We start from the raw sequence: 24,265 nt of genomic DNA on the forward strand, positions 1-24,265 counted from the left end.
CGCCCTTCAAGCCAGATGAGTATTTCATCCGCTTCAGGTGATACTAGCGGCCATGTCTGCCGAAACCCTTGCCGCCGCCCCGGCCACTGCTTCCAATCGCGCTACCTATGCGCAACGTGTGGCCTTCGTTTCGGAGATGGCTGGGCGTCTGCACAGTTATGGCACCACCGCCCAGCGACTGGAGGCGGCAGTGGTGGCGTTGGCGCAGCAGCTGGATCTGGATTGCGAGCCGTGGTCCAACCCCACCGGTTTGATCCTGAGTTTCAGCGACCCGACCCGGGCGATTGGTTCCAGTGATATCACCCGCGTGATCCGTCTGGGCCCTGGCGATACCAATCTGCACAAACTGGCGATGGCCGACCAGATTGCCGATGCCGTTTCTGCCGGGCAGATGTCGATCGCGCAGGGGCATACCGCACTGCGCCAGCTCGACAAGGATGGCGGCCTGCGCAGCAAGATCCAGTTGCTGGCGTCCTTCACCCTGGGCTCGGCCGGCGTGGCCGGTTTATGGCGGCTACCGTGGCTGGACATCGCCACCGCAGGTATTACCGGCTTGCTGATCGGCCTGATGCTGTTCTATACCGACCGCCGTGTCGCCACCCGTGAGGCCGGCGAAGCATTGGCTGCCCTGCTGGCGGGCTTCGTGGCGGTGCTGGTGGCCAGTTTCATCGGGCCACTGAACATGAACTCGACCATCATCGCCTCGCTGGTGGTGCTGCTGCCCGGTATGGCGCTGACCAACTCGGTCAATGAGCTGGCCAGCGGGCATTGGGTATCGGGTACCGCGCGCTTTGCCGGCGCGCTGACCACCATCATGAAACTCACGGTGGGCGCGATGATCGCGGTCACCATCGCCAATTCGATTGGCCTGGAGCCAGTAATCCGCGCCTCGCGGCCGCAATCCAACTGGGTGGAATGGGGCTCGGTGCTGGTCGCCTCGTTTGCCTTTGCCATGCTGTTCCGCGCCAGCAGGCGCGATTACCCCTGGGTAATGGCGGCTTCGGTGGCCGGCTATGCGATCTCCCGTTATGGCGGGCAGTTGTGGGGCGCGCCGGCGGGCATCTTCCTGGCGGCGATGACGGTGACCGCCGCGGGCAATCTGTTTGGCCGCATCGTGCAGCGCCCCGGCGCCATCGTGCGTTTGCCGGGCATCATCATGCTGGTGCCCGGTAGCACCAGCCTGCGCGGGGTTTTGAGCTTGATCCAGCAGCAGAATGTGAGTGCCGGCGAATCGGCGCTGCTGACCGTGGTCAATGTGGTGATGGCGCTGGTGGCAGGCCTGCTGTTCGGTAACCTGCTGGTGCCGGCGCGGAAGAATCTGTAACTGCTGCAGGCGCTGCCGGGATTATTCGAGTCGCGCTGCCAGTTGCATTGGCGCAGGGGACTTCAGCCTGTGTAGCCCGGGTAAGGCAGTGCACCCGGGGCCGTTGGCGGATGGTTCGCAAGCGCAGAACCGGGTTCCGCGGATGCGCGGCACTTATTCGGACTGCTTTGTTGTTGGCTTGGCCAGTGAATGCCGACAATAAACAATTTGTAACTACTGGGAATGCAGGAATGCAATAAGAAAACGCCGGCAAACTGCCGGCGTTTTGTAATGCCCATTCCAGATTTATTATTTCTGGATCAGGAAATCTTCAACCTTGCGGCCGGCCTTGGTGTATTCGGCCAGCCAACGCGGCTGCTTGCCACGACCGGTCCAGGTCTCAGCGGCATTGGCCGGGTTGCGGTACTTCGGCTCAACCTTCGGCAGCTTGCGGCCGGTCTTGGCAGTGCCCTTGCTGGCCTTGGCGCCACGCGGGGCCTTCACTGCAACGGCAGCGCCGGTGCCGAACAATTCTTCGACGGTATAACCAGCCTTCTTTGCCGCGGCTGCAACCAGGGCGCGGGCCTTGGCGATGGGCTGGCGCTTGGCTACAACGGTCTTGCGCTTCTGTGCGTCGCGGATCAGAACGGCCAGTTCTTTGGCCGACAGCTGGGACAGATCGATACTCATCGAATAACTACTCCGGATAATGGGTTTGGGGTGAATGCCATTCCGTGGCAGCGCAGCAAAGCATACCGGGCTGGTAACGGGAATGACAAATAAATAGCGTTTTTTATGTTATCCGGAAATGAAAACGCCGGGACATTGTCCCGGCGTTATAAGCACAAAGCCTTAGCCGACGATCTTGCTGATCACCGTGGCCTGGTCCAGGTTCTCTGCTTCGGCGGCATTGCGTGCGCGGTATTCAACCGTGCCAGCGGCAAGCCCACGCTCCGACACCACGATGCGGTGCGGGATGCCGATCAGTTCCATGTCGGCGAACATCTGGCCCGGGCGCAGGCCGCGGTCATCCAATGCGGCATCCACGCCAGCGGCCTGCAGTTCGGCCAGCAGTGCTTCGGCGGCTGCAGTTACCGTCGGATCCTGCTTCGGGTTGATCATGCACACCACCGCTTGCCACGGCGCCATGCTGACCGGCCAGATAATGCCGGCGTCGTCGTGGTTCTGCTCGATGGCGGCAGCGACAATGCGAGACACGCCAATGCCATAGCAACCCATCGCCATTACCGCAGCCTTGCCGTTCTGGTCGAGCACGGTGGCCTTCAGTGCCTGCGCATATTGGCGGCCCAGCTGGAACACATGGCCCACTTCGATGCCACGGGTAATCTTCAATTCACCGCCGTCGCAGGCACGGTCGCCGGCCTTGACGTTGCGGATATCGGCAACGTCGGGCTCGGCCAGGTCGCGGCCCCAGTTGACGCCGGCAATATGCAGACCTTTCTCATTGGCGCCGACCACAAAATCAGCCATTGCCGCGACTTCGCGGTCCGCCACCACGCGGATCGCCTTGCGCGGATTCAAGGGGCCGAGGAAACCCGGCTCGCTGCCAAGATAATCGGCAATCTCGGCCTCGCTGGCCATGCGGTAATCAGCCAGGCCAGCCACCTTGGCCAGTTTGATTTCGTTGACGTCATGGTCGCCACGGACCAGTGCCAGCACGAATTCATTTTCGGTGGTCATTACCGCAATCGACTTTACCGTGCGGAGCAAGGCAATACCCATCAGCGCGGCGACTTCTTCGCAGGTCTTCTGGGTGGGGGTGTCGATCTTGCGCAGTTCTTCGCTGGCGGCGCCGCGCGCTGCCGGATCGGCGGCAATGGCGGCCTCCACATTGGCGGCGTAATCCGAGCCGGTGGAGAACACCAGTGCGTCTTCGCCGGAATCGGCGATCACGTGGAACTCCTGCGAGGCGTCACCGCCAATCGCGCCGGAATCAGCCTGCACAGCACGGAACTCCAGGCCCAGACGGGTGAAGATACGGGTGTAGGCGGCCTTCATGTTTTCGTATTCGGCGACCAGGCTGGCGTCATCCAGATGGAAGGAATAGGCATCCTTCATCAGGAACTCGCGCGAGCGCATCACGCCGAAACGCGGGCGGATTTCGTCACGGAACTTGGTCTGCACCTGGTAGAAATTGACCGGCAACTGCTTGTAGCTGGACAGCTCCTGGCGCGCGAAGTCGGTAATGGCTTCTTCGGCGGTGGGGCTGTAGCAGTATTCCTGCTCCTTGCGGTCCTTGATTTTCAGCAGCTGGCCGCCGAACTTCTCCCAGCGACCGGTTTCTTCCCACAGTTCCTTGGGCTGGATGGTCGGCAGCTGCAGTTCCACCGCACCGGCGCGGTTCATTTCCTCGCGGACGATGGCTTCCACCTTGCGCAGAACCCGCAGGCCCAGCGGCGACCAGGTGTACAGGCCCGATGCCAGCTTGCGGATCATGCCCGCGCGCAGCATCAGCCGGTGGCTGACCAGCTCGGCGTCGGCGGGGGTTTCCTTGGTGGTATGCAGGTGGAAGCGGGAAAGACGCATGGCAGGGGGCTTCGCAAAACGGACGATCCGCTATTTTGCCAGCGTTGCGGCTTGCTCGCATTGCCACACGCAAAACCGGGGTCAGAGTCGGGTTTTGCAGAGCAAAACCCGACTCTGACCCCGGTTTTGCCTCTGACCCCGGGTTTGCTCAATTCTTCGACTCAGCCTTGCAATACGCAGCAGCCGCCGCTTCAGCCAGGCGCTTCTGCGCGGTGCGCTGGGTGTCATCCAGGGCTGCGTCCGGTTTACCGTCGCCGTCGTTGTCCTGCATGACCGGGCCGCTGCCGTTCAGCAGCTCAAGGTTGCGGCGCGCGGCAACACATTGCGGCGATTCGGCAGCCTCCGCCGGTGCGACGGTTTCGGCCACGGAGGCGCCGCTGTCGGTGATGCGGCGGGTCTCGTACTGCTTGCCGGCTGGCGGCCGCTCCGAGTACTGGGTCACGCCATTGGCGTCTTTCCACTTGTACAGATTGCCGGCAGAGGCGCTGGCAGCGGCGGTGAGCAGGAGCAGGCAGCAGAGGCGGGGCAGGGTGAGCATGGCAACTCCAGACACCGGAACGGGGCAGGAAGCGATTGCAGCACCCGGTGACGTGGCTGGCAAGTCGATTAAACTCCCCGGTATGGACGAATTGAGACCACCACCGCGTTCGCGCAGCATCTACCTGCTCCCGAACCTGTTTACCACCGCCGGGCTGTTTGCCGGGTTCTACGCGATCATCGCCGCCTCCAACGGGCAGTTCGTCAACGCCAGCGTCGCCGTGTTCGTGGCGGCGGTCATGGACGGGCTGGACGGCCGGGTTGCGCGCCTGACCGGCACCAGCAGCGAATTCGGCGTGCAATACGATTCCCTGGCTGACCTGGTCAGCTTCGGCATGGCGCCGGCGCTGGTCATGTACCACTGGGCGCTGTCCTCATTGAAGTTCGATGGCGACGTGCTGGGTCGGGTCGGCTGGTCGGCGGCCTTCCTGTATGCGGCCTGCGCCGCACTGCGCCTAGCCCGCTTCAATACCCAGGTCGGCACGGTCGACAAGCGCTGGTTTGTCGGCCTGGCCAGCCCGGCGGCGGCCGGTTTGATGATGTCCTTCGTCTGGGCCTTCGCCGATGGCGACCTGGGCTGGACTGGCGAGGAGCTGCGCTATGTGGCCCTGGGCGTGACCATCGTGGCTGGCTTGCTGATGGTCAGCCGGATCCGCTTTTGGAGTTTCAAGGGCAGCAATGAAAAGGGACCGCGCTCGGAGCGCGTGCCGTTCGTGGTGCTGGCCTTGGTACCCATCATCATTTCGATCGTGGTGCTGGATCCGGCACGGACCTTGCTGGTGGTCGGCGTGATCTATGCGCTGTCCGGCCCGGTGATGTGGCTGTTGCAGCGCTGGCGGCAGCCGGCCGGCAAGGTGCAGTGATCGGTTTCTCGCCCGCGCCGGTGTGGACCCCCGAGCAGCAGGCTTGGCTGCAGGCGATGGGCTACACCGTTTATCTGGAAGGTGGCGCCCTGGATGCGCCGCCAGCCGTCGCCGCGCCGCCAGCCTTCGAGAGCGCTCCGGCGGAGATGGAGCAGGCCCCGCCGCAGCAAGCGGCGGTGTCCAAGCAGGCTGCGCCTGTAGCGCCGCGCGAATCCGCGGCAAAGGCACCGCAGGCACCGAGTACCGCGCCCGCACCGGTATTCACCGCGGGCGCGACCGGCAGCGCAAGGCGTAGCGGTGGATTGCGCATGCCTGACCGCCTGCAGATCGCCTTGTTGCGCGCATCCGGCTGCAATCCCAACGACCCGCAGACGCGGGCGATGATGGACAGCTGGCCTTTGGCTGAACTGCGTGCCAATCCCGCCGCCAAGCGCGCCTTGTGGCCGCAGCTACGAGCATTGCGGCGGAAGTCGCGGCAATGACCAAGCCGGGCACGGTCCTGCGTCCCATGCACGAAGGGGACCTGGATGCGGTGATGGAAGTGGAACTGCGCGGCTATCCGTTCCCATGGACGCGCGGCATCTTCCAGGATTGCCTGCGTGCGGACTATCCGAGCCGGGTATTGGTGGAAGACGATGGCATCGTCGGCTACGCCGTACTCAGCCTCGCCGCCGATGAAGCGCATGTGCTCAATGTCTGTGTGGACCCGCTGTGCCAGTCGCGCGGCCATGGCCGGCGCCTGCTGCGCGAGTTGGTACGCGTAGCGCGGCAACGCGGCGCGCTGCGTGTGTTCCTGGAAGTGCGGCCATCCAATACCTCGGCCATCGCGCTGTACCACAGTGAAGGCTTCAACGAGATCGGTCGCCGCCCGCGCTATTACCCGACTGCCAACGGGCGCGAGGATGCATTGGTGATGGCGATGGAGCTGGTGGATGACGACATCAGCGTGATGCCGCCGCTCTGAATTTTGCTTGTGCTATGCCAGCCGTAGCAGCACTACGCCTGCAATGATCAGCGCAGCCGCGAGCAGGCGTTTGCGGCTTATGTGTTCTTTCAGCAGCAGCGCCGAAATCAGCAGGGCGAACAGGATCGAGGTCTCGCGCAGTGCAGCGATCACCGCAACCGGCGCGATGGTCATCGCCCACAGTGCGATTGCATACGATGCGGTGGTGCCGATACCGCCGACCAGTCCGCGCTGCCAGTTGCCGCGCAGATAACTGCTTAATTGTTGGCGGCGGGCGAACAAGGCCCATACCGGCAGCGGCAGTCCGGACAACAGGAACAGCCATAGCGTGTAGCTCAATGCGTTGCCGGACAGGCGCGCGCCTTGTGCGTCGACCAGCGTATAGGTGGCGATGACCAACGCGATGCACAGCGGCAGGCGGATCTTGCGTGCATTGCTGCTGCCGGCCATGCACAGGATGCCGCCGCTGATCAGCGCGATACCGCTCCAGGCGCTGGTAGACAGGTGCTCGTTGAACAGCCAGGTGCCGGCGATGGCGACCAGCAAGGGCGCACAGCCACGCATCAGCGGGTAGGACAGGCTCATGTCGGTGCTGTGATAGGCGCGGGCGACCAGCACGTAGTAGCCGGTTTGCAGGATGGCTGATGCGGCGAGCCAGGGCAGGCTGGCTGCGGCGGGGGCTGGCAGCCAGGGCAGGGCGATGGCGGACAGGATCGCGGCCCAGCCGGTGACCAGGATCGTGGTCAGCAGCTTGTCGCCGCCGAGTTTGACGATGGCATTCCAGCTGGCGTGCAGCAGGGCGGCGAACAGGACGGCGCTGAAGATGCCGAGGGACATTGGATTCTGTTGTTGGGGTGCTTCGAAAGGGTAGCTGGGATTTGGGGGTGCTGGTGCTGCGGGGAGGTGAAGTCCGAGGCCAAAAGCCAAAAGCCAAAAGCCAAAAGCCAAAAGCCCCCTCATCCGCCCTGTCGGGCACCTTCTCCCGCTCGCGGGAGAAGGGACTGCAGCGATTCTTGCGGCGCCGTTAACTGGGCGTGCGATCAAGCTCAAGCACATGAAGCAGATTGCACAGGGATGCCGCAGAACTGCATGGCGCATTGCATTCCCTTCTCCCGCACGCGGGAGAAGGTGCCCGGCAGGGCGGATGAGGGGGCTCTTCGCTCCTTGCCCTTCGATCGTCAACGCACAAAAGAAAACGCCGCCCAAGGGCGGCGTTTTCCACAACAGCAATCAGCAAGACTCAAAGCTTCGCGCGCTGTTCCTGCAGGCCAGCCAACTGGCTGTTCCAATCGACCAGACGCACACGCTCCTGCTCGACCACCGCCGCCGGCACCTTGTCGGTGAACTTGGACAGCTTGACCTCGCTCTTCTCTTTCTCCGAAGAAACGCGGGCAATCTCCTTGTCCAGACGCGCACGCTCGGCATCCAGATCAACCAGACCTTCCAGCGGCACCAGCAGCTTCAGCTCGCCAACAATGGCGGCCGCAGCGGGCGGCGTCACTGCATCAGCAGCCAACCAGTCGATGCTCTCCAGCTTGAGCAGGAAGCGCAGCTGCGAGGCGAAGCGTTCAACACGAGCGCGGTCGGCCTCCTGCCCGCCTTGCAGCAGCAGACGCACCTGCTTGGACGGCGGCACGTTCAACTCGCTGCGCACGCGGCGCAGGGCGCTGACCATGGTCTTGAACCATTCCACGTCGACTTCGGCCTGCGCGTAATCGCCGGCAAACTCTTCCGCAGTCGGATAGGCCTGCAACGACAACGACTCGGCGTTGATGCCAAGACGCGGCGCCACCTGCTGCCACAGCTGCTCGGTGACGAACGGGATCAGCGGGTGCAGCAGGCGCAGCACCGCTTCCAGCACGTACAGCAGCGTATGACGCGTGCTGGCCGCATCTTCGGCGTTGTCGCCATTGAGGGCCGGCTTGGTCAGTTCCAGGAACCAATCGCAGAACTCGTTCCAGACGAACTCGTACAGCGCCTGCGACAACAGGTCGAAACGGTAGTCGGCGTAATGCTGCTTGGCTTCGGCCGAAACCTTGGCCAGACGCGCTAGGATCCAGCGTTCGGCATCGGTGCGCGGCTGCGGTACGCCGGTGAAGCTCGCACCCTCGGTGTTCATCAGGGTGAAGCGGCTGGCGTTCCACAGCTTGTTGCAGAAGTTCTTGTAGCCCTCGGCGCGGCTCATGTCGAACTTGATGTCGCGGCCATGGGTGGCCAGCGCGGCGATGGTGAAGCGCAGCGCGTCGGCACCGTGGGCGATGATGCCGTCCGGGAATTCCTTGCGCGTGGCCTTCTCGATCTTCTCGGCCATCTTCGGCTGCATCAGGCCGTGGGTGCGCTTGGCAACCAGGTCGTCGATGCTGATGCCGTCGATGATGTCCAGCGGATCCAGCACATTGCCCTTGGACTTGGACATCTTCTGGCCCTGACCGTCGCGGATCAGGCCAGTGATGTAGACGTCCTTGAACGGGATCTGGCCGGTGAAGCTGTCGGTGGCCATGATCATGCGCGCCACCCAGAAGAAGATGATGTCGAAGCCGGTGATCAGCACGTTCGACGGCAGGTAGCGCTCAAAGCCGCGCTCGGCCATCGCCGCTTCGTTCGGCCAGCCCAGGGTCGAGAACGGCCACAGCTGCGAGGAGAACCAGGTCTCCAGCACGTCGCTGTCCTGAGTCAGCACCACCTCGTCGCCCAGCCCGGCCTTGGCGCGGGCCTCGGCTTCGTTGCGGCCGACATAGCAGTTGCCCGCTTCGTCGAACCACGCCGGGATGCGGTGGCCCCACCACAGCTGGCGGCTGATGCACCAATCCTGGATGTTCTCCATCCAATGGCGATAGGTATTGATCCAGTTGCCCGGCACGAACTTGATGGAGCCGTTCTCGACGAGTTCGAGACCGCGCTTGGCCAGCCCGTCCATCTTCACGAACCACTGATCGGTCAGATAGGGCTCGATCACCTGGCCGGTACGGTCGCCACGCGGCACCTGCAGCTTGTGCGCCTTGGTCTCGACCAAGATGCCCAGGTCTTCCAGCTCGGCCAGGATCACCTTGCGCGCTGCATAACGGTCCAGCCCTTGGTACTGCTGCGGGGCGTTTTCGTTGAGCGTGGCGGTGGTGGTGAACAGGTTGATCATCGGCAGGCTGTGACGCACGCCGACCTGGTAATCGTTGAAGTCGTGCGCCGGGGTGACCTTGACCACGCCGGTGCCGAAGGCCTTGTCGACGTAGTCGTCGCCGATCACCGGCACGCTGCGGCCGGTCAGCGGCAGGGTGACGGTTTTGCCGATCAGGTGCGCGTAGCGGTTGTCCTCCGGATGCACCATCACCGCTGTGTCGCCCAGCAGGGTCTCCGGACGGGTGGTGGCCACGACCAGGTAATTGCGGGTTTCGCGCAGGGTCTCGTTGCCGTCGGCGTCCACTTCGACGTGCTCATAGCTGGCACCGTCGTTGAGCGCGTAGGCGATCGACCACATGAAACCCTCTTCTTCCACGCTCTCCACTTCCAGGTCGGAAATGGCGGTCTTCAGCACCGGGTCCCAGTTGACCAGGCGCTGGCCACGGTAGATCAGGCCCTGCTCGTGCCAACGCAGGAAGGACTCGATCACCGCCTCGCTCGGGCCCGGGTCCATGGTGAAGGTGCTGCGCGACCAGTCGGCCGAAGTGCCGAGGCGGCGCATCTGGCCTTCGATCACGTTGCCCGAATGCGCCTTCCACTCCCACACCTTGTCGATGAAGCCATCGCGGCCCAGCGAGTCGCGGGTTTCACCCTTGCCTTCCAGTGCCAGGTTGCGGCTGACCACCATTTCGGTGGCGATGCCGGCATGGTCGGTACCCACCTGCCACAGCGTGTCGTAGCCACGCATGCGGTGGTAACGGATCAGCGCATCCATCAGGGTCTGCTGGAAGGCATGGCCCATGTGCAGGGTGCCGGTCACGTTCGGCGGCGGCAGCAGGATGGTGTAGGGCTCGCCCTTGCCGGACGGCTTGAACAGGCCGGCCTTCTCCCACGACTCATAGAGCGCGGTTTCAAAGGATTTGGGATCGTAGCTGGAGGCGAGTTGGGTCATGGGGCAGGAACCAGTAATTAGGATCTAGAAACAAGGGCGAAACCGGGGTCAGAGTCGGGTTTTGCCGGGCAAAACCCGACTCTGACCCCGGTTTCGCCTTACATGTCGTACTTGTTGAGCGTGTAGTCGGCGGCCTTGTACTGGCGCCAACGCTCACGCAGTGGTTCACGCGCGGCCGGGTCGGCGGGTACCACTTCCAGCACGCGATCACAGGCACCCAGGTAGGGTTCGTCGCGCAGGTTGATCACCAGCGGGCGTTCCGGTGCGTCGGCGCCCGGTGTGGCGATCAGCACGATGGCCTCTTCCTCGTCCACGTCCTCACCGATGATCTGGTGCGGGATGTAGGCGTCCGGGTCGAACGACCACAGCAGCTCGTCCAGCTCCTCGGCCTGGGCTTCGTCGCGGGCCAGTACCAAGGTGTACAGGCCGCCATCGTTGGCCTTGCGCGCGAGCTCGCACACCAGCTTCAGTGGCTCGGTGAGAAAGCGCGGCTTGGCGATCAGGTAGAAGTCGGCACGCATCAGGTCACTTGGAATTTGGAAGGGGAGTGGAAGCGGGAAAGCCAAGGTCAAAACCGGGGTCAGAGTCGGGTTTTGCCGGGCAAAACCCGACTCTGACCCCGGTTTTAACCCCGCTTCCGACCCCGGAGTTATTTAGGCAACGCGGTCCAGCAGCCACTGGGTCAGCAGGCCGACCGGGCGACCGGTGGCCATGCCGCGCTTGCCTTCATCGCTGGCCACGCCGGCGATGTCCAGGTGCGCCCAGCGCTGGCCTTCGGTGAAGCGCGACAGGAAGCAGCCAGCGGTGATGGCACCGGCCCAGCGGCCGCCGATGTTGTAGACGTCGGCGAAGCTGGAATCCAGCATGCCCTGGTACTCGTCCCACAACGGCAGGCGCCAGGCGCGGTCGAATACGTTTTCGCCAGCGGCGGTCAGTTCGTTGGCCAGGTCGTCGTGCTTGCTCATCAGGCCGGCGGTCTGGTGGCCCAGGGCCACCATGCAGGCGCCGGTCAGCGTTGCAACGTCGATCAATGCGGCCGGCTCGAAGCGCTGCGCATAGGTCAGCGCGTCGCACAGGATCAGGCGGCCTTCGGCGTCGGTGTTGCCCACTTCGATGGTCTTGCCGGACATCGAGGTGATCACGTCGGACGGACGGTAGGCATTGCCGTCGATGGCGTTTTCCACCGCCGGCACGACCACCACCAGGTTCAACGGCAGCTTGGCCTTGACCGTGGCGACGAAGGTGCCGATGACGTTGGCGCCACCGCACATGTCGTACTTCATTTCCTCGATGCCGCCCTGGGTCTTCAGGTTGACGCCGCCGGTGTCGAAGGTGATGCCCTTGCCGACCAGCACGTAGGGCTTGGCGTCGCCGCCGTTGCTCCACTTCAGCACGACCAGCTTCGGGCGGTTGGCCGAACCACGGGCCACTGCCAGCAGCGAGCCCATGCCCAGTGCTTCCATCTGTGCGTCGTCGAGGATCTCGGCTTCGGCACCTTCGTGCTCGGCGGCGAACTTGACCGAGGATTCAGCCAGGTAGGCCGGGGTGCAGTAGTTCGGCGGCAGGTTGCCCAGCTCGCGGGCATATTCCACGCCGGCGGCGATGGCCTGGCCCTGCAGCAGCGCGGTCTCGTCAGTGCTGGCGATGGCCAGCGACTCCAGACCCGGGGCCTCCGGCTTCTTCTTGCCCAGGGTGGCGGTGTAGCGGTAGCTGGCGTGGTTGGCGGTGATCACCGCCTGACGGACGTTCCAGGCGGCGTCGCGGCCGCCGACTTCCAGTTCGTTCAGGGTGAACAGCGCGCTGCGGGTGTTGCCGGCCTTCAGGGCGCGGGCGGCGTCGCCGGCGGCCTTCAGGTACTGCACCACGCCGAACTTGGCCGGGTCGCCGAGGCCGACCACCAGCACGCGGGCGGCGCTGACGCCAGCCAGGTCGTGCAGCAGGGTGGTGCTGCCGGTCTTGCCGCCGACGTCGCCGCGCTCGATCAGAGCAGTCAGACGACCGCCAGAGGCCGTATCCACGGCCTTTGCGGCCGGGGTCAGCGACTTGTCAGAGAAGGCGCCAACAATGACGCAATCCACCTCGGCGGAGGTGGGGGCGGCGTGGTTCAGGGTGAATTCCAGAGACATTGATCAGATTCCGTTGCCAAATCCGTACAATCGCAGGCTGTATACGCGGGGCCATCGAGGCCGGGCGTTCTGCGGACTAAACCGAGAGTTTAAACCACCGACCCTATGGCGAAGCTTGACCGCTACCTTCTGAGTGACTTCCTCCAGAGCTTTCTGGCCACTTTGACCGTACTTCTGGTAGTCAGCATGGGCGGTGTGCTGGTCGATATCCTCGGCCGCATCGCCGATGGACGCATCCCCGCCGGGCTGATGTTGTCCCAGCTGGGTCTGCAATTCATCGTTTACCTGCCCATCATCCTGCCCTTGGCGCTGATGCTGGGCTTGGCACTGTCGATCGCGCGCCTTTACCGCGACTCGGAAATGGCAGTGCTGACCGGCGTTGGCGTCGGCCCCAAGCGCCTGCTCAAGCCGATCCTGCTGCTGACCGTGCCGATCGTGGCGCTGGTCGCGGCCTGCTCGCTGTGGCTGGGCCCCTGGGCCGACCGCAGCGCCGAGCGGATGCTGCAGGACGCCAGCCGCAGCATGGTGGTGGCCGGCCTGGAGCCGGGCCAGTTCACCCCGCTGGCCGGTGGTGGCGTGGTCTATCTGTCGTCGTTGGCTGGCGACGGCACCAAGATGGGCAAGGTGTTCATGCAGCGGCAGAAAGAAGGTCGTATCGACGTGGTCTCCGCCAATAGCGGCGCGATGTTCTTTGAAGGCGAGCGCCAGCGCTACCTGCGCCTGGAAGACGGTTACCGGGTCGAAGGCCCGGAAAGCGGCACCCTGGATTACCGGCTGATGCGCTATGCCCGCAACGAAGTGGCGTTGCCGGACCGCGACGAAGTGCGCGATCAGAATGACCCGGAAATGATGCCCACCACGCAGTTGCTGGGCGATGCCCGGCCCGAGGCCAAGGCCCAGCTGCATTGGCGTATCACCCCGCCGCTGCTGGCACTGGCGTTTGCCCTGTTGACCCTGCCGCTTGCCCGCAGCGCACCGCGCCAGCAGCGCTACGGCCGCATCATGCTGGCCTTCCTCGCCTACACGCTGGGCGTGAGCCTGAGCATTCTTGGCCGCCAATGGCTGGCGGCAGGCAAACTGCCGGTGGATGCCGGCATGTGGTGGCTGACCTTGCCCCTGCTGTTGCTGGCGGTGTGGCTGTACTTCCGTGATGGGCGCTTGAGTCGCCGCCGTGTGGGGGCAAAGGCATGAGGTTCCTGCCGCGGATCCATGACGTCTATGTAGGCCGTACCGTGCTGTTCACGGTGCTGGTGGTGTGGATGGTGTTGCTGGGCCTGGACGCCATCATGGCCTTGTCCGGCGAGGCCGGGAAAATCGGCCAAGGCCACTACAGTTTCGGTCACGCCTTGGCGTGGGTGGCGTATACCTTGCCGCGTCGGGCTTACACCGTGTTCCCGATGGCCGCTGTCATCGGTGCGTTGATGGGCCTGGGCCAGTTGGCCGCAACTTCGGAACTGACCGCCTTGCGTGCGATCGGCTTGTCGCGGCGCAGGATCGCGGTGTCGGTGGCGATCTCGCTGTCCTTGTTGACCGTGTTGATGGTGGTCAATGGCGAAACCCTGTCGCCGTGGGCGCAGGGCCGCGCCGATGCGCTGAAGACCAGTGCCCGCTACAACACCGACATCGCCACCGCGCGCTATTCGGGCCTGTGGGCGCGTGAAGGCGATACTTTCCTCAATGCACAGACCGGTGAGGAGCAGGTAAGTGCTGACGGTCAATCGACCCTGCTGCTGCACGATGTGCGCCTGTATCAGCTGGGCGAGGACGGGCGTCTGCTGACCCTGACCTATGCCAAGAATGCGCGCCACGATACGCAGGGTTGGGTGTTGGAAGAGGTGCGTCGAGATACCTTCGGCGAACGTTCCGTCGCCCGCCAGGAACTGGCCAGCGAGAAATGGGCTTCCAAGTTGGACGCGGCTGCCTTGGCCTCGGGCCTGGCCAAGCCGCGCAACCTCAACGCCGCCGAGCTCAAGACCAGCATTGATTATCGCAAGCGCAATGGCCTGGACGCGCGCGAGTACGAAGACACGTATTGGAGCCGCTGGTTCTATCCATTGAACGTGCTGGCGCTGTGTCTGGCTGCGGTGCCGTTCGCGTTCGGTTCGTTGCGCAGCGGCGGCATGGGCAAGCGCCTGTTCCTGGGCATGCTGTTCGCGCTGGGCTTCCTGCTGCTGCAGATGTTCTTCGGCCGCATGGCCGGCGCGTTGAAGTTTGACTACCGCATTGCCTATGCCTTGCCACCGATCATGATGCTGGGCATATCGGCCTGGCTGTCACGACGACGGGTAGGCTGACCGACGGCGGGGTAGTGCCGAGCCATGCTCGGCACAGGCTTCCCTGGTAGAGCTTCTGCCGAGCATGGCTCGGCACTACAGGTGGGTTTAGCGGTAGAGCCTCTGCCGAGCATGGCTCGGCACTACAGTTTTGTCAGTTTTGTGCCGCTGAGGCGGTCGTGCAGGGTCAGGCGATCGCGGTCGAACAGCGCCCAGATGAAGCCGATGCCTGCCAGCAGCAGCGATAGCGTGGCCAGTGCGTAGCGCTTCCACAGCTGTGACCGGCTCGGCACGTTTCCGTCCATGGTCTGCAGGCGCAGTCGCCACGGGCGCATGCCCAGGGTTTGTCCGCCGCGCTTCCAGCTCTCGGTGGCGTAGAGGCCGGCAATCAGCCAGCAGCCCAGCCATAGCAGCCATTGCAGGGCGCTGAAGGGGTGGATGTTGTCGCGGCTGGCGTGGCCGGCCAGGGTGTAGCCGACGGTGAACAGTGCCGAGACCAGCATCCACAGTGCCAGCACCGGCCACAGGTCGTAGAACAGCGCGGCCAGGCGGCGCAGCAACAGCGCGGAAGGGCGGGGCGTTTCTGCAAGGGCGGGTGTGCTCATGGGCCGAGCATACGATTTGTGGCTGCGTGCGTGCATGGGCAGGCACTCGTGCAGGGCTTATCCTTGCGCCGATGTCCGCGTCCCTGACTCCCGCCGAACGCCGCCAACTGGTACAGCAACTGCCGCCGTTGCGTGATGCCGATGACCGTGTGATCCAGCGTTTTCTGGATGCCATCTGGGCCGAGAACGGCTTGGCGCGGGCTTCGCTGGAGAGCTATCGGCGTGATCTGGAGGGCTTGTCGCGCTGGCGCGACGGCGCCAGCAACGGCTTGGCCGGGATTGATCGTGCCGGTTTGTTCGATTACCTGGCCTGGCGCACGCGTCACGGTTGGACTGCACGCAGCAATGCGCGCCTGCTGTCGGTGCTGCGCGCCTTCTTCGCTCAAGCGCTGAAGCGTGGCGAGCGCAGTGAAGATCCAGCGTCGCTGCTGGAATCGCCAAAGCTGCCGCGTTCGCTGCCCAAAGCCTTGGCCGAAAGCCAGATCGAGGCGTTGCTGGCGGCACCAGATGTGGACAGCCCGGTCGGCCTGCGTGATCGCGCGATGTTGGAGCTGATGTACGCGGCCGGCCTGCGTGTCAGTGAGCTGGTCAACCTGCCAGCCAATGCGGTCAACCTGCGCCAGGGCGTGCTGCGGGTGACCGGCAAGGGCAGCAAGGAGCGCTTGGTACCGCTGGGCGAAGAGTCGCAGTACTGGCTGGAGCGCTATCTGGCGAGCTCGCGGCCGCTGCTTACGGGCGGCAAGGCCGTTGCGCCTACGGTGGCGGGGCAGGTGCCGCTGTTCGTCGATGTGGACCGTACACCGCTGAGCCGGCAGCAGTTCTGGGCCTTGGTGAAAGCCAGCGCGGCGGTGGCCGGTATCGACCCGGGCAAGATCAGCCCGCACGGACTGCGGCACAGCTTCGCCACCCATCTGCTCAACCACGGCGCGGACCTGCGCGCGCTGCAGATGCTGCTCGGCCACAGCTCCCTGTCCACTACCCAGATCTATACCCTGGTCGCCCGCGAACACGTGCAGAAACTGCACCGCAAGCATCACCCGCGGGGGTGAAGCGGCGGGGTGATGCTCGCGCGGAAGCGGGCAGCGAAGAGCCAACTCCTCCCCAACCCTCCCCCTACGCCTTCGGCGCAAGGGAGGGGGCAGAGGCATGGCCCTGCGCTTTTTGGTGCAAGGGAGGGGGCAAAGGCGTACCCCTGCGTCAGGGGGCAAAGGCGTAGTGCCGAGCCATGCTCGGCATGGGCTTTCCCAGCGAAGCCCGTAGGAGCGGCGTTAGCCGCGAAGCAGAGGGGGTGTCAGGTTGCCGTTGATGCCTGTGCTCAGGGATGGGGCGCTTCGCGGCTTACGCCGCTCCTACAAGCCGGGGCCGTTCCCACGCCGATTCGGGCGGTGTGCGAGAATCCGGCTGTTCTCTTTCGATGGGTCGTCATGTTCCGATTTGCCATTGCCGCGCTATTCGGCGCGCTCAGCCTTACTGCCTGCGCGCAACAGCCCGCAGCTCCCAAAGCCGCTGCCAGTGCCGCTGCCTCCCCGGCTGATGCCGCAGTCGAGAAGCAGGTGCGCGATGCCCTCAAGGAGCTGGATCCCAACCTGAAGCCGGAATACATCGGCGCGGCGCCGTTTGCAGGGTTCCGTGAGGTACTGGTGTCCGGGCAGGTGCTGTACGTGACCGATGACGGCCGCTACCTGCTGCAGGGCACGCCCTACGACATCGAGAAGAAGGCCCAGGCCACCAGCGCCGGCTTGCTGGCTTATCGCCGCAACCTGCTGCAGACGCTGCCGCATGCCGACCGCATCGTGTTTGCGCCGCCGAATGCCAAGCACACCATCAGCGTGTTCACGGATATCGAGTGCGGTTACTGCCGCAAGCTGCATCAGGACATCGCCGAGCTGAACCGGAATGGTATTGCCGTGGAATACCTGGCGTTCCCGCGCATGGGTCTGGCCAGCAAGGACGCCACCGACATGATTTCGGTCTGGTGCGCCAGCGACCGCAAGGCCGCGCTGACCGCTGCCAAGTCCGGCCAACCGGTGCAGTCCAGGAACTGCACCAATCCGGTGGCCATGCAGTACAACCTCGGCCAGCAGCTGGGCATCAACGGTACCCCGGCAATCTTTGCCGCTGATGGCACCCAGTTGGGTGGCTACCTGCCGCCGGCCCAGCTCAAGGCCACCCTGGACCGCATGGAAGGCGGCGGCAGCCGCTGATCGCAGCACGCTCCCAAGCTTGAACAGGCAACGCCCCTCCCGGTAACGCGAGGGGCGTTGTCGTTCTGGTGGCGGCAGTCTTACCGCAGTCCGTTGCTGACACTGTTGACCAGCGTGCCCTGGGCGTCGTCACCGCTGAATTCCCAGAAGAACGCGCCGCCCAAGCCCTGGGCTTTGACGTAGGCCATCTTGCGGCCAAGCATTTCCGGCGTGTCCACGCTCCAGAAGGTGTTGCCGTCGTACAGCCAGGTGGCCTGCGCGACCGGGTCGGTGTAGACCGGCCAGCCGAGGTTCTTCAGTACCTTCCAGTCCTCGATGCCGGCTTCGAACCTGCCGCTTGCCGGCCGTCCGCTTTGATAGAGACCGTTGTTGGTGCGGCCCACGCCAGTCCAGCCGCGGCCGTAGAAACCGACGCCGAGGTTCAATTTGGCGGCAGGCACGCCGCGCTGCAGGTAGGCCTCGATGGCGTCGTTGCTGTTGTACAACGCGGCATCACCGCTGGACGGGTCGGCCGGGGAATGGAACAGGGCGGTGTGGTGGTTGGTGGTGCCGGCCCAGGCGCCATGGAAGTCGTAGGTCATCACGTTGATGAAATCCAGGTGGCGGTGATACGCGGCCGGATCGGTTGGGCGGATCTTGTCGATGCCGGCGCCGACCGCCACGGTCAGCAGCAGGCCAGGACGCACGGCGTCCAATTGGCGGCGGAACTCAGCCAGCAGGGCGGTGAAGTTGTCACGGTCGGCCGGGGTGCCGCAGCTCAGACCGCAGGCGGCCGGGTATTCCCAATCGATGTCGATGCCATCGAACACGCCTGCAGCAACACGCGGGCCGCCGGCATTGTCGGTGAACGGCAGGTTGCCCTTGATATAGGCATCAATGCAGGAGGCGACGAAGGCCTGGCGGTTCTCCGGGCGCGCTGCACTGGAGAAACCGCGTGACCAGGTCCAGCCGCCCAGCGAAATCAGCGTCTTCAACTGCGGGTGCTTGGCTTTGAGCTGCTTGAGCTGGTTCCAGTTACCGCGCAGCGGTTGGTTCCACTGGTCGGCGACACCGCTGACGCTTTCGCCAGCGCCGAAACTGCGGGTGTAATCGGCATAGGCATCGCCGCCGGCACCGGTGGACGAATTGGCGGCCTGGGTGACGCCCACTTCGCAGCGGTTGTTGCGGACGTTGCCGAAGGCGTAATTGATGTGGGTCAGGCGCGCTGCCGAGCCACTGATGTCGATGTTCTTTACCCGGTAGTTGCGATCATAGATGCCCCACTGCGTGAAGTAGCCGATCACCCGCTTGCCGCTGTCGCTCGGGCTGCCCGGTCCGCCTGAAGTGCCGGGATTGGCTGGATCCCCGCCGCTGTCATCGGCCAGCGTGCTGATGCTGATCGCGGGGCTGAGCGCCGAGGTATTGCCTGCCTTGTCGCGGGCACGTACCGCGTAGTGGTAGCTGGTCGCCGGCCGTAGCGCGGCGTCGCTGTGGCTTGTGTCGGCGAGCGAGGCGATCTGCTGCCCGTCGCGGTACAGCGCATAGCCAGCGATGCCGCTGCCACCGGGGTTGTCGTTGGCGGCATTCCAATGCAGCGTGATGCTGGTCGGGGTGCGTGCCTGCGCGCTGAGCCCGCTCGGGATCGACGGTGCGGTGGTGTCCTTGTCCGTCGCGCTGACGGTAATGCTGACCGGGGCCGAGGTGGTGCTGGCATTGCGGTCATCGGTGGCGATGGCGGTTAGCAGGTGGTTGCCGGCTGCGGCGCTATGCCAGGTCAGGCGGTAGGGGGCGCCGCTAACGCTGCCGAGCAGCTGGCCGTTACGAAAAAACTCGACCTTGCGGACGCTGCCGTCGTTGTCGGAGGCGTCTGCGCTCAAGCTGATGCTGCTGTCGACTTTGAACGTGCTGCCAGCAGCGGGCGAGGTGATACGGACCTGCGGCGGTTGGTTGGCTACCGGCGCGCCGCCGTCGCAGCGGCCGAGGTTGTCGTAGTAGCGGAGGCCGGCGGGATGGTCCGGCGGGGCATTCCAGATGGTTTGCCGGACCCGGTAGAGCACGCCATCCTTCTGCAGGGTATGGCCGGGCTGGTAAATGGTGGTTCCCAGCCATGGTTTGACGCCGGTGCAGTCAGCGGCCTGGGCTGCAGGGATGGCACAGGCGGGCACCACCAGCAGCGCCAAGGCCCAGCGCAACCGTCCTCGGCGTAGCGTGAACGGGGGCCGGTAACGGCCTGCGGAATGGTCCTTCATGGGGTTCTCCTTGTGGGTGGGGAGTGTCTGGGCATGCCTTCGGCATGACGGGCGCGCTTGCGCCCGGTCCTGGACCGTCGGGGAAGTGTTTGTGGGGCCCGTGATGGGCCGCCGCACCGGCGTCTTCAGCTGGCTGATCGAGGATAACGTCGCCCAAAACGCTGGCGCGGTTTACCCGTCTCACGGAGCTGTCGGTGTGAACCGCGTCATCCCTGAAGACTTCCGGTAGCCCAGGGGCCGAGGCTTGGGGCGGCCGAGTCCGGTACAATCGCGGGCCGCTTCCCACCATGGTCTCCCGGACATGATCGTCCTCGAGGGCGCAGCTGCCCTTTCGCCGTTCCGCCGCGAACGTCTTGAATCCCGCCTGCAGTCCATTGCCGCCGATCTGCGCATCACCGGTGCCTGGCACGTCTATTTCACCCAAGCTGCCGATGCCGGCGCGGTCGACCAGACCACGTTGGGCCGCATCCTGCAGGGCCAGCCACAGGCCGCTGAGCGCGTCGAAGGCGCGATCTCGCGCTATGTGGTGCCGCGCCTGGGCACGCTGTCGCCGTGGTCGAGCAAGGCCACCGAGCTGGTGCGCGGTGCCGGCCTGCCGATCCAGCGCGTCGAGCGCGGTACCCGCATCGACCTGAGCGACTGGCCGACTGATCCGGCCCAGCAGGCCGCGCTGGCCAAGCTGCTGCACGATCCGATGACCCAGTCCTTGCTGGAAGACATCGGCCAGGCCCAGGCGTTGTTCAACAACGTCGGCCGCGGCAGCCTGGAGCGCATTGCCCTGGACGACCTGGAAGGCGCCAACAAGCGCCTCGGCCTGGCCTTGGCCGATGACGAGATCGACTACCTGCGCCAGCGTTACAGCGAACTCGGCCGTGATCCGTCCGACGTCGAACTGATGATGTTCGCGCAGGCCAATTCCGAGCATTGCCGGCACAAGATCTTCAATGCCAGCTGGACCATCGATGGCAACGAGCAGGACCGCTCGCTGTTCAAGATGATCAAGAACACTCACCAGCAGACCCCGCAGCACACGCTCAGCGCGTACAGCGACAATGCCGCGGTGATCGAAGGCGAACCGGCCGCGCGTTACCGCCCGGACCCGGCCACCGGCAAGTACCGCAGCGAAGCGGTGGTGCCCAGCGCCTTCCAGATCAAGGTGGAAACGCATAACCACCCAACCGCGATCGCGCCGTTCCCGGGTGCCGCGACCGGCGCCGGTGGCGAGATCCGCGACGAAGGCGCGACCGGCCGTGGCGGCAAGCCCAAGGCTGGCCTGACCGGTTTCTCGGTCTCGCACCTGCGCATCCCGACCCTGCCGCAGCCGTGGGAAGCGCCGCGCGCGCTGAATCCGCGCATGGCACCGGCCCTGGACATCATGCTCGACGGCCCACTCGGCGGCGCCGCGTTCAACAACGAATTTGGCCGCCCGAACCTGCTCGGTTATTTCCGCAGCTTCGAGCTGCCGGAAGACGGTATCACCCGTGCCTACGATAAGCCGATCATGTTGGCTGGCGGCCTGGGTGCGATTGATCGCGTGCAGGTTGAGAAGCTGCAGCTGCAGGCCGGCGACGCGGTGATCGTGCTCGGCGGCCCGGCCATGTTGATTGGTCTGGGCGGCGGTGCGGCCTCGTCGGTGGCCTCGGGCGAAAGCGCCGAAGACCTCGATTTTGCCAGCGTGCAGCGCGACAACCCGGAAATGGAACGCCGCTGCCAGGAAGTGATCGACCGTTGCGTGGCCATGGGCACCAACAACCCGATCAAGTTCTTCCATGACGTCGGCGCCGGTGGCCTGTCCAACGCCATTCCGGAACTGCTGCACGACTCCAATGTCGGTGGCGTGATCGACCTGGGCAAGGTGCCCACGGACGATCCCTCGCTGTCGCCGCTGGAACTGTGGTGCAACGAGTCGCAGGAACGTTATGTCCTTGGCGTGGCGCAGGAGCGTTTGGCCGAGTTCGCCGCCATCTGTGCACGCGAGCGTTGCCCGTTCGCGGCCGTCGGCGTGGCAACTGCGGAGGAACACCTGGTCGTTGCCTATGGCGCGACCCCGGGCAATACCCCGGCCGATGCACCTATCGACCTGCCGATGGACGTGCTGTTCGGCAAGGCGCCGAAGATGCACCGCGACACCGTGCATCCGCCGGCACCGCGCTGGCCGTCGCTGAAGACCGCCGGCATCGATCTGCACGACGCCGGCCTGCGTGTGCTCGCACACCCGACCGTCGCCTCGAAGAGCTTCCTGGTCACCATCGGTGACCGCAGCGTGGGTGGCCTGACCGCGCGCGAGCAGATGATCGGCCCGTGGCAGCTGCCGATGGCCGACGTTGCGATCACCCTGGCTGGGTTTGATACCTATGCCGGTGAAGCGATGTCGCTGGGCGAACGCACGCCGCTGGCACTGTTGAACGCCGCTGCATCGGCACGCATGGCGGTGGGTGAAGCCATCACCAACCTGTGCGCCGCACCGGTGACCGCGCTGGATACGGTCAAGCTGTCGGCGAACTGGATGGCTGCCTGCGGCCACAACGGCGAAGACGCGCTGCTGTACGACGCGGTCAAGGCCGTCGGCATGGAGCTGTGCCCGCAGCTGGATATCAGCATCCCGGTGGGCAAGGACTCGCTGTCGATGCAGGCGCAGTGGCAGGCCGATGGCCAGGCCGAGAAGTCGGTGTCGCCGGTATCGCTGGTGATCACCGCGTTCGCGCCGGTCAGCGATGCCCGCCAGCAGCTGACCCCGCTGCTCGACCGCGAAACCGAAAGCGAGTTGTGGTTGATTGGCCTGGGCGCTGGCAAGCAGCGTCTGGGCGGTTCGATCCTGGCGCAGACCCAGGCCGATCACAGTGCATTGCCGGCATTCGCCGGTGACGTGCCGGATCTGGACGACCCGCAGCGCCTGCGCGCGTTCTTTGAATTGATCTGCGATGCACGTGAGTCCGGGCTGTTGCTGGCCTACCACGACCGCAGCGACGGCGGCGCGTTCGCCGCACTGTGCGAGATGGCGTTCGCCTCGCGCATGGGCCTGGACATCGTGCTCGATGCCTGGGGCGATGATCCGTTCCGCAGCCTGTTCAACGAAGAACTGGGCGCCGTGGTGCAGATTGCCAAGGAAGACCGCGCTGCGTTTGCCGACCTGGTCGAACGCCATGCACTGACCGAATGCGCGCAGCGCATTGCCCGCCCGACCACCGCACCGGTGGTGCGCGTGCAGCTGGCCGGCGACAGCGTGGTGGAATGGCGCTGGGAAGAATTGTTCGATGCCTGGTGGTCGGTCACCCACGCCATGCAGAAGCTGCGTGACAACCCGGATGCGGCGGACCAGGAGCGTGCGATTGCACGTAACTTCAACGCGCCGGGTCTGAAGCCGAAGTTGGCGTTCGATCCGTCCGACGACGTCGCCGCACCGTTCATTGCCAGCGGCGCACGGCCGAAGGTTGCGATCCTGCGCGAGCAGGGCGTCAACGGCCAGATCGAAATGGCCAATATCTTCGAGCGCGTTGGTTTCGACGCCTATGACGTGCACATGAGCGACCTGATCGAAGGCCGCGTGCAGCTGGGCGACTTCCGCGGCATCGCTGCCTGCGGTGGTTTCAGCTACGGCGACGTGCTGGGTGCAGGCCGCGGTTGGGCAACCTCCATCCTCGAACGTCCGGCGTTGCGTGAGGCCTTCGCGGCCTTCTTCGCCCGCCCGGATACCTTCGCGCTGGGCGTGTGCAACGGTTGCCAGATGATGAGCCAGCTCAAGGACATCATCCCCGGTGCCGAGCATTGGCCGAAGTTCCTGCGCAATGCCGGCGAGCAGTTCGAGGCACGCACCGCATTGTTGGAAGTCGTCGAGTCGCCGTCGATCCTGCTGCGCGGCATGGCCGGTTCGCGCCTGCCGGTTGCAGTCGCACATGGCGAAGGCCGTGCCGAGTTCGACAGTGCGGTGGACCAGGCAGCAGCCAGCATCTCGCTGCGTTACGTCGACGGTGATGGCCGTGTGGCCACGCAGTACCCGTTGAACCCGAACGGCTCGCCCGACGGCATCACCGGCCTGACCACCAGTGATGGTCGCGTCACCATCCTGATGCCGCACCCGGAACGCACCCCGCGCACGGTCAACCTGAGCTGGGCACCGAGCAGCTGGGGCGAAGATTCGCCGTGGCTGCGGATGTTCCGCAACGCAAGAGTATGGTGCGGCTGAACAGGCGGAAGCGCCGAAAGATAGTTTCAGCACATATGAAAACGAAGAAGCCCGCAGGCCAACGCTTGCGGGCTTTTTCCGTTCTGGAATAGCGGTTTTTGCCAAGTTGGACAGCTGTGCCCGAAGGCAAGCAGACAGAGTTGTTTATCAAAAATTTCCGCGCCGGAAATGTCACCAACTACCGATTTTGAGCGCTGTATCCCGCTGTTTTTCGTGCCAGTCAGAAACTTGACGCACTAAAACCACGCCTCCAAGACTCGCGCCGTTCAAAAGCCCACGTGCCGCATTGCGCTGCGTGGAGCTGACGACATGCGTGCAGCTGCTTGCAGCAGTCGCCGCGGGGAACTGGCAACACACATTGGAAAA

The 24,265-nt window shown here is 64.7% G+C and carries 17 protein-coding genes and 1 pseudogene; 9 read left to right on the forward strand and 9 right to left on the reverse strand.

Annotated elements, in window-relative coordinates:
* The first annotated feature begins 52 nt into the window (after window positions 1-52).
* A complete protein-coding gene (locus Q5Z11_RS03935) occupies window positions 53-1,324 on the forward strand; it encodes a threonine/serine exporter family protein (protein ID WP_303748819.1) in 1,272 nt (423 codons plus the stop codon).
* 291 nt (window positions 1,325-1,615) lie between these two features.
* Here Q5Z11_RS03935 and Q5Z11_RS03940 read toward each other — a convergent pair.
* The 3 genes and pseudogenes from Q5Z11_RS03940 to Q5Z11_RS03950 form a co-directional block, all read right to left on the reverse strand.
* A pseudogene (locus Q5Z11_RS03940) lies at window positions 1,616-1,993 on the reverse strand (H-NS histone family protein); the annotation flags it as partial.
* A gap of 162 nt (window positions 1,994-2,155) precedes the next feature.
* The gene (locus Q5Z11_RS03945) at window positions 2,156-3,850 is read right to left on the reverse strand and encodes a proline--tRNA ligase (RefSeq protein WP_303748820.1); all 1,695 of its coding nucleotides are present in this window, start codon (window positions 3,848-3,850) and stop codon (window positions 2,156-2,158) included.
* 148 nt (window positions 3,851-3,998) lie between these two features.
* Window positions 3,999-4,388, reverse strand: coding sequence for a DUF4124 domain-containing protein (locus Q5Z11_RS03950; RefSeq protein WP_303748821.1), 390 nt, complete (start codon window positions 4,386-4,388; stop codon window positions 3,999-4,001).
* An 82-nt stretch (window positions 4,389-4,470) separates the two neighbouring features.
* Here Q5Z11_RS03950 and pssA point away from each other — a divergent pair, with 82 nt between their 5' ends.
* Genes pssA through rimI form a run of 3 tightly spaced genes read left to right on the forward strand, consistent with a single transcriptional unit; the run spans window position 4,471 to window position 6,214 of the window.
* Window positions 4,471-5,250, forward strand: a complete 780-nt coding sequence (gene pssA / locus Q5Z11_RS03955) for a CDP-diacylglycerol--serine O-phosphatidyltransferase (protein WP_303749962.1) — start codon at window positions 4,471-4,473, stop codon at window positions 5,248-5,250.
* Between the two features lie 56 nt (window positions 5,251-5,306).
* Window positions 5,307-5,732: a dihydrolipoyllysine-residue succinyltransferase component of 2-oxoglutarate dehydrogenase complex gene (locus Q5Z11_RS03960; protein WP_303749963.1), complete on the forward strand. Its 426-nt coding sequence runs from the start codon at window positions 5,307-5,309 to the stop codon at window positions 5,730-5,732.
* A complete protein-coding gene (gene rimI, locus Q5Z11_RS03965; protein WP_303748822.1) occupies window positions 5,729-6,214 on the forward strand; it encodes a ribosomal protein S18-alanine N-acetyltransferase in 486 nt (161 codons plus the stop codon). Before Q5Z11_RS03960 ends, rimI begins: the two co-directional genes overlap by 4 nt.
* A 12-nt stretch (window positions 6,215-6,226) precedes the next feature.
* Here the strand turns inward: rimI and Q5Z11_RS03970 are convergent, their stop codons facing one another.
* From Q5Z11_RS03970 to Q5Z11_RS03985, 4 genes are all read right to left on the reverse strand, one after another.
* A complete protein-coding gene (locus Q5Z11_RS03970; protein WP_303748823.1) occupies window positions 6,227-7,051 on the reverse strand; it encodes an EamA family transporter in 825 nt (274 codons plus the stop codon).
* Window positions 7,052-7,454: 403 nt separating this feature from the next.
* Complete coding sequence (locus Q5Z11_RS03975) at window positions 7,455-10,280, reverse strand: valine--tRNA ligase (RefSeq protein ID WP_303748824.1); 2,826 nt, start codon at window positions 10,278-10,280, stop codon at window positions 7,455-7,457.
* Window positions 10,281-10,378: 98 nt separating this feature from the next.
* On the reverse strand, window positions 10,379-10,804 hold the full coding sequence (locus tag Q5Z11_RS03980; RefSeq protein WP_303749964.1) for a DNA polymerase III subunit chi: 426 nt from the start codon (window positions 10,802-10,804) through the stop codon (window positions 10,379-10,381).
* A gap of 129 nt (window positions 10,805-10,933) precedes the next feature.
* A complete protein-coding gene (locus tag Q5Z11_RS03985) occupies window positions 10,934-12,406 on the reverse strand; it encodes a leucyl aminopeptidase (RefSeq protein ID WP_303748825.1) in 1,473 nt (490 codons plus the stop codon).
* Between the two features lie 105 nt (window positions 12,407-12,511).
* Between Q5Z11_RS03985 and lptF the strand changes: the two genes are divergently transcribed.
* Both lptF and lptG read left to right on the forward strand, forming a co-directional pair.
* On the forward strand, window positions 12,512-13,597 hold the full coding sequence (lptF, locus tag Q5Z11_RS03990) for an LPS export ABC transporter permease LptF (RefSeq protein ID WP_303748826.1): 1,086 nt from the start codon (window positions 12,512-12,514) through the stop codon (window positions 13,595-13,597).
* Entirely contained in the window at window positions 13,594-14,700 is a 1,107-nt protein-coding gene (gene lptG, locus Q5Z11_RS03995) for an LPS export ABC transporter permease LptG (protein WP_303748827.1), read from the forward strand. The genes lptF and lptG overlap by 4 nt, the downstream gene beginning before the upstream one ends.
* A 122-nt stretch (window positions 14,701-14,822) precedes the next feature.
* Here lptG and Q5Z11_RS04000 read toward each other — a convergent pair whose 3' ends face one another.
* Complete coding sequence (locus Q5Z11_RS04000) at window positions 14,823-15,284, reverse strand: RDD family protein (protein ID WP_303748828.1); 462 nt, start codon at window positions 15,282-15,284, stop codon at window positions 14,823-14,825.
* A gap of 71 nt (window positions 15,285-15,355) precedes the next feature.
* Between Q5Z11_RS04000 and xerD the strand changes: the two genes are divergently transcribed.
* Together xerD and Q5Z11_RS04010 are read left to right on the forward strand one after the other, a co-directional pair.
* A complete protein-coding gene (gene xerD, locus Q5Z11_RS04005; protein ID WP_303748829.1) occupies window positions 15,356-16,333 on the forward strand; it encodes a site-specific tyrosine recombinase XerD in 978 nt (325 codons plus the stop codon).
* A gap of 375 nt (window positions 16,334-16,708) precedes the next feature.
* Window positions 16,709-17,488, forward strand: a complete 780-nt coding sequence (locus Q5Z11_RS04010) for a DsbC family protein (protein ID WP_303748830.1) — start codon at window positions 16,709-16,711, stop codon at window positions 17,486-17,488.
* Between the two features lie 80 nt (window positions 17,489-17,568).
* Here the strand turns inward: Q5Z11_RS04010 and Q5Z11_RS20690 are convergent, their stop codons facing one another.
* Window positions 17,569-19,716 (reverse strand): glycosyl hydrolase family 18 protein, encoded by a 2,148-nt coding sequence (locus Q5Z11_RS20690; protein ID WP_345783904.1) that lies wholly within the window; start codon window positions 19,714-19,716, stop codon window positions 17,569-17,571.
* A 301-nt stretch (window positions 19,717-20,017) separates the two neighbouring features.
* Between Q5Z11_RS20690 and purL the strand changes: the two genes are divergently transcribed.
* Window positions 20,018-23,899, forward strand: a complete 3,882-nt coding sequence (purL, locus tag Q5Z11_RS04025; RefSeq protein ID WP_303748831.1) for a phosphoribosylformylglycinamidine synthase — start codon at window positions 20,018-20,020, stop codon at window positions 23,897-23,899.
* The last annotated feature ends 366 nt before the right edge of the window (window positions 23,900-24,265 follow it).

This window comes from Stenotrophomonas sp. 610A2, assembly GCF_030549615.1.
GTDB lineage: Bacteria > Pseudomonadota > Gammaproteobacteria > Xanthomonadales > Xanthomonadaceae > Stenotrophomonas > Stenotrophomonas pigmentata.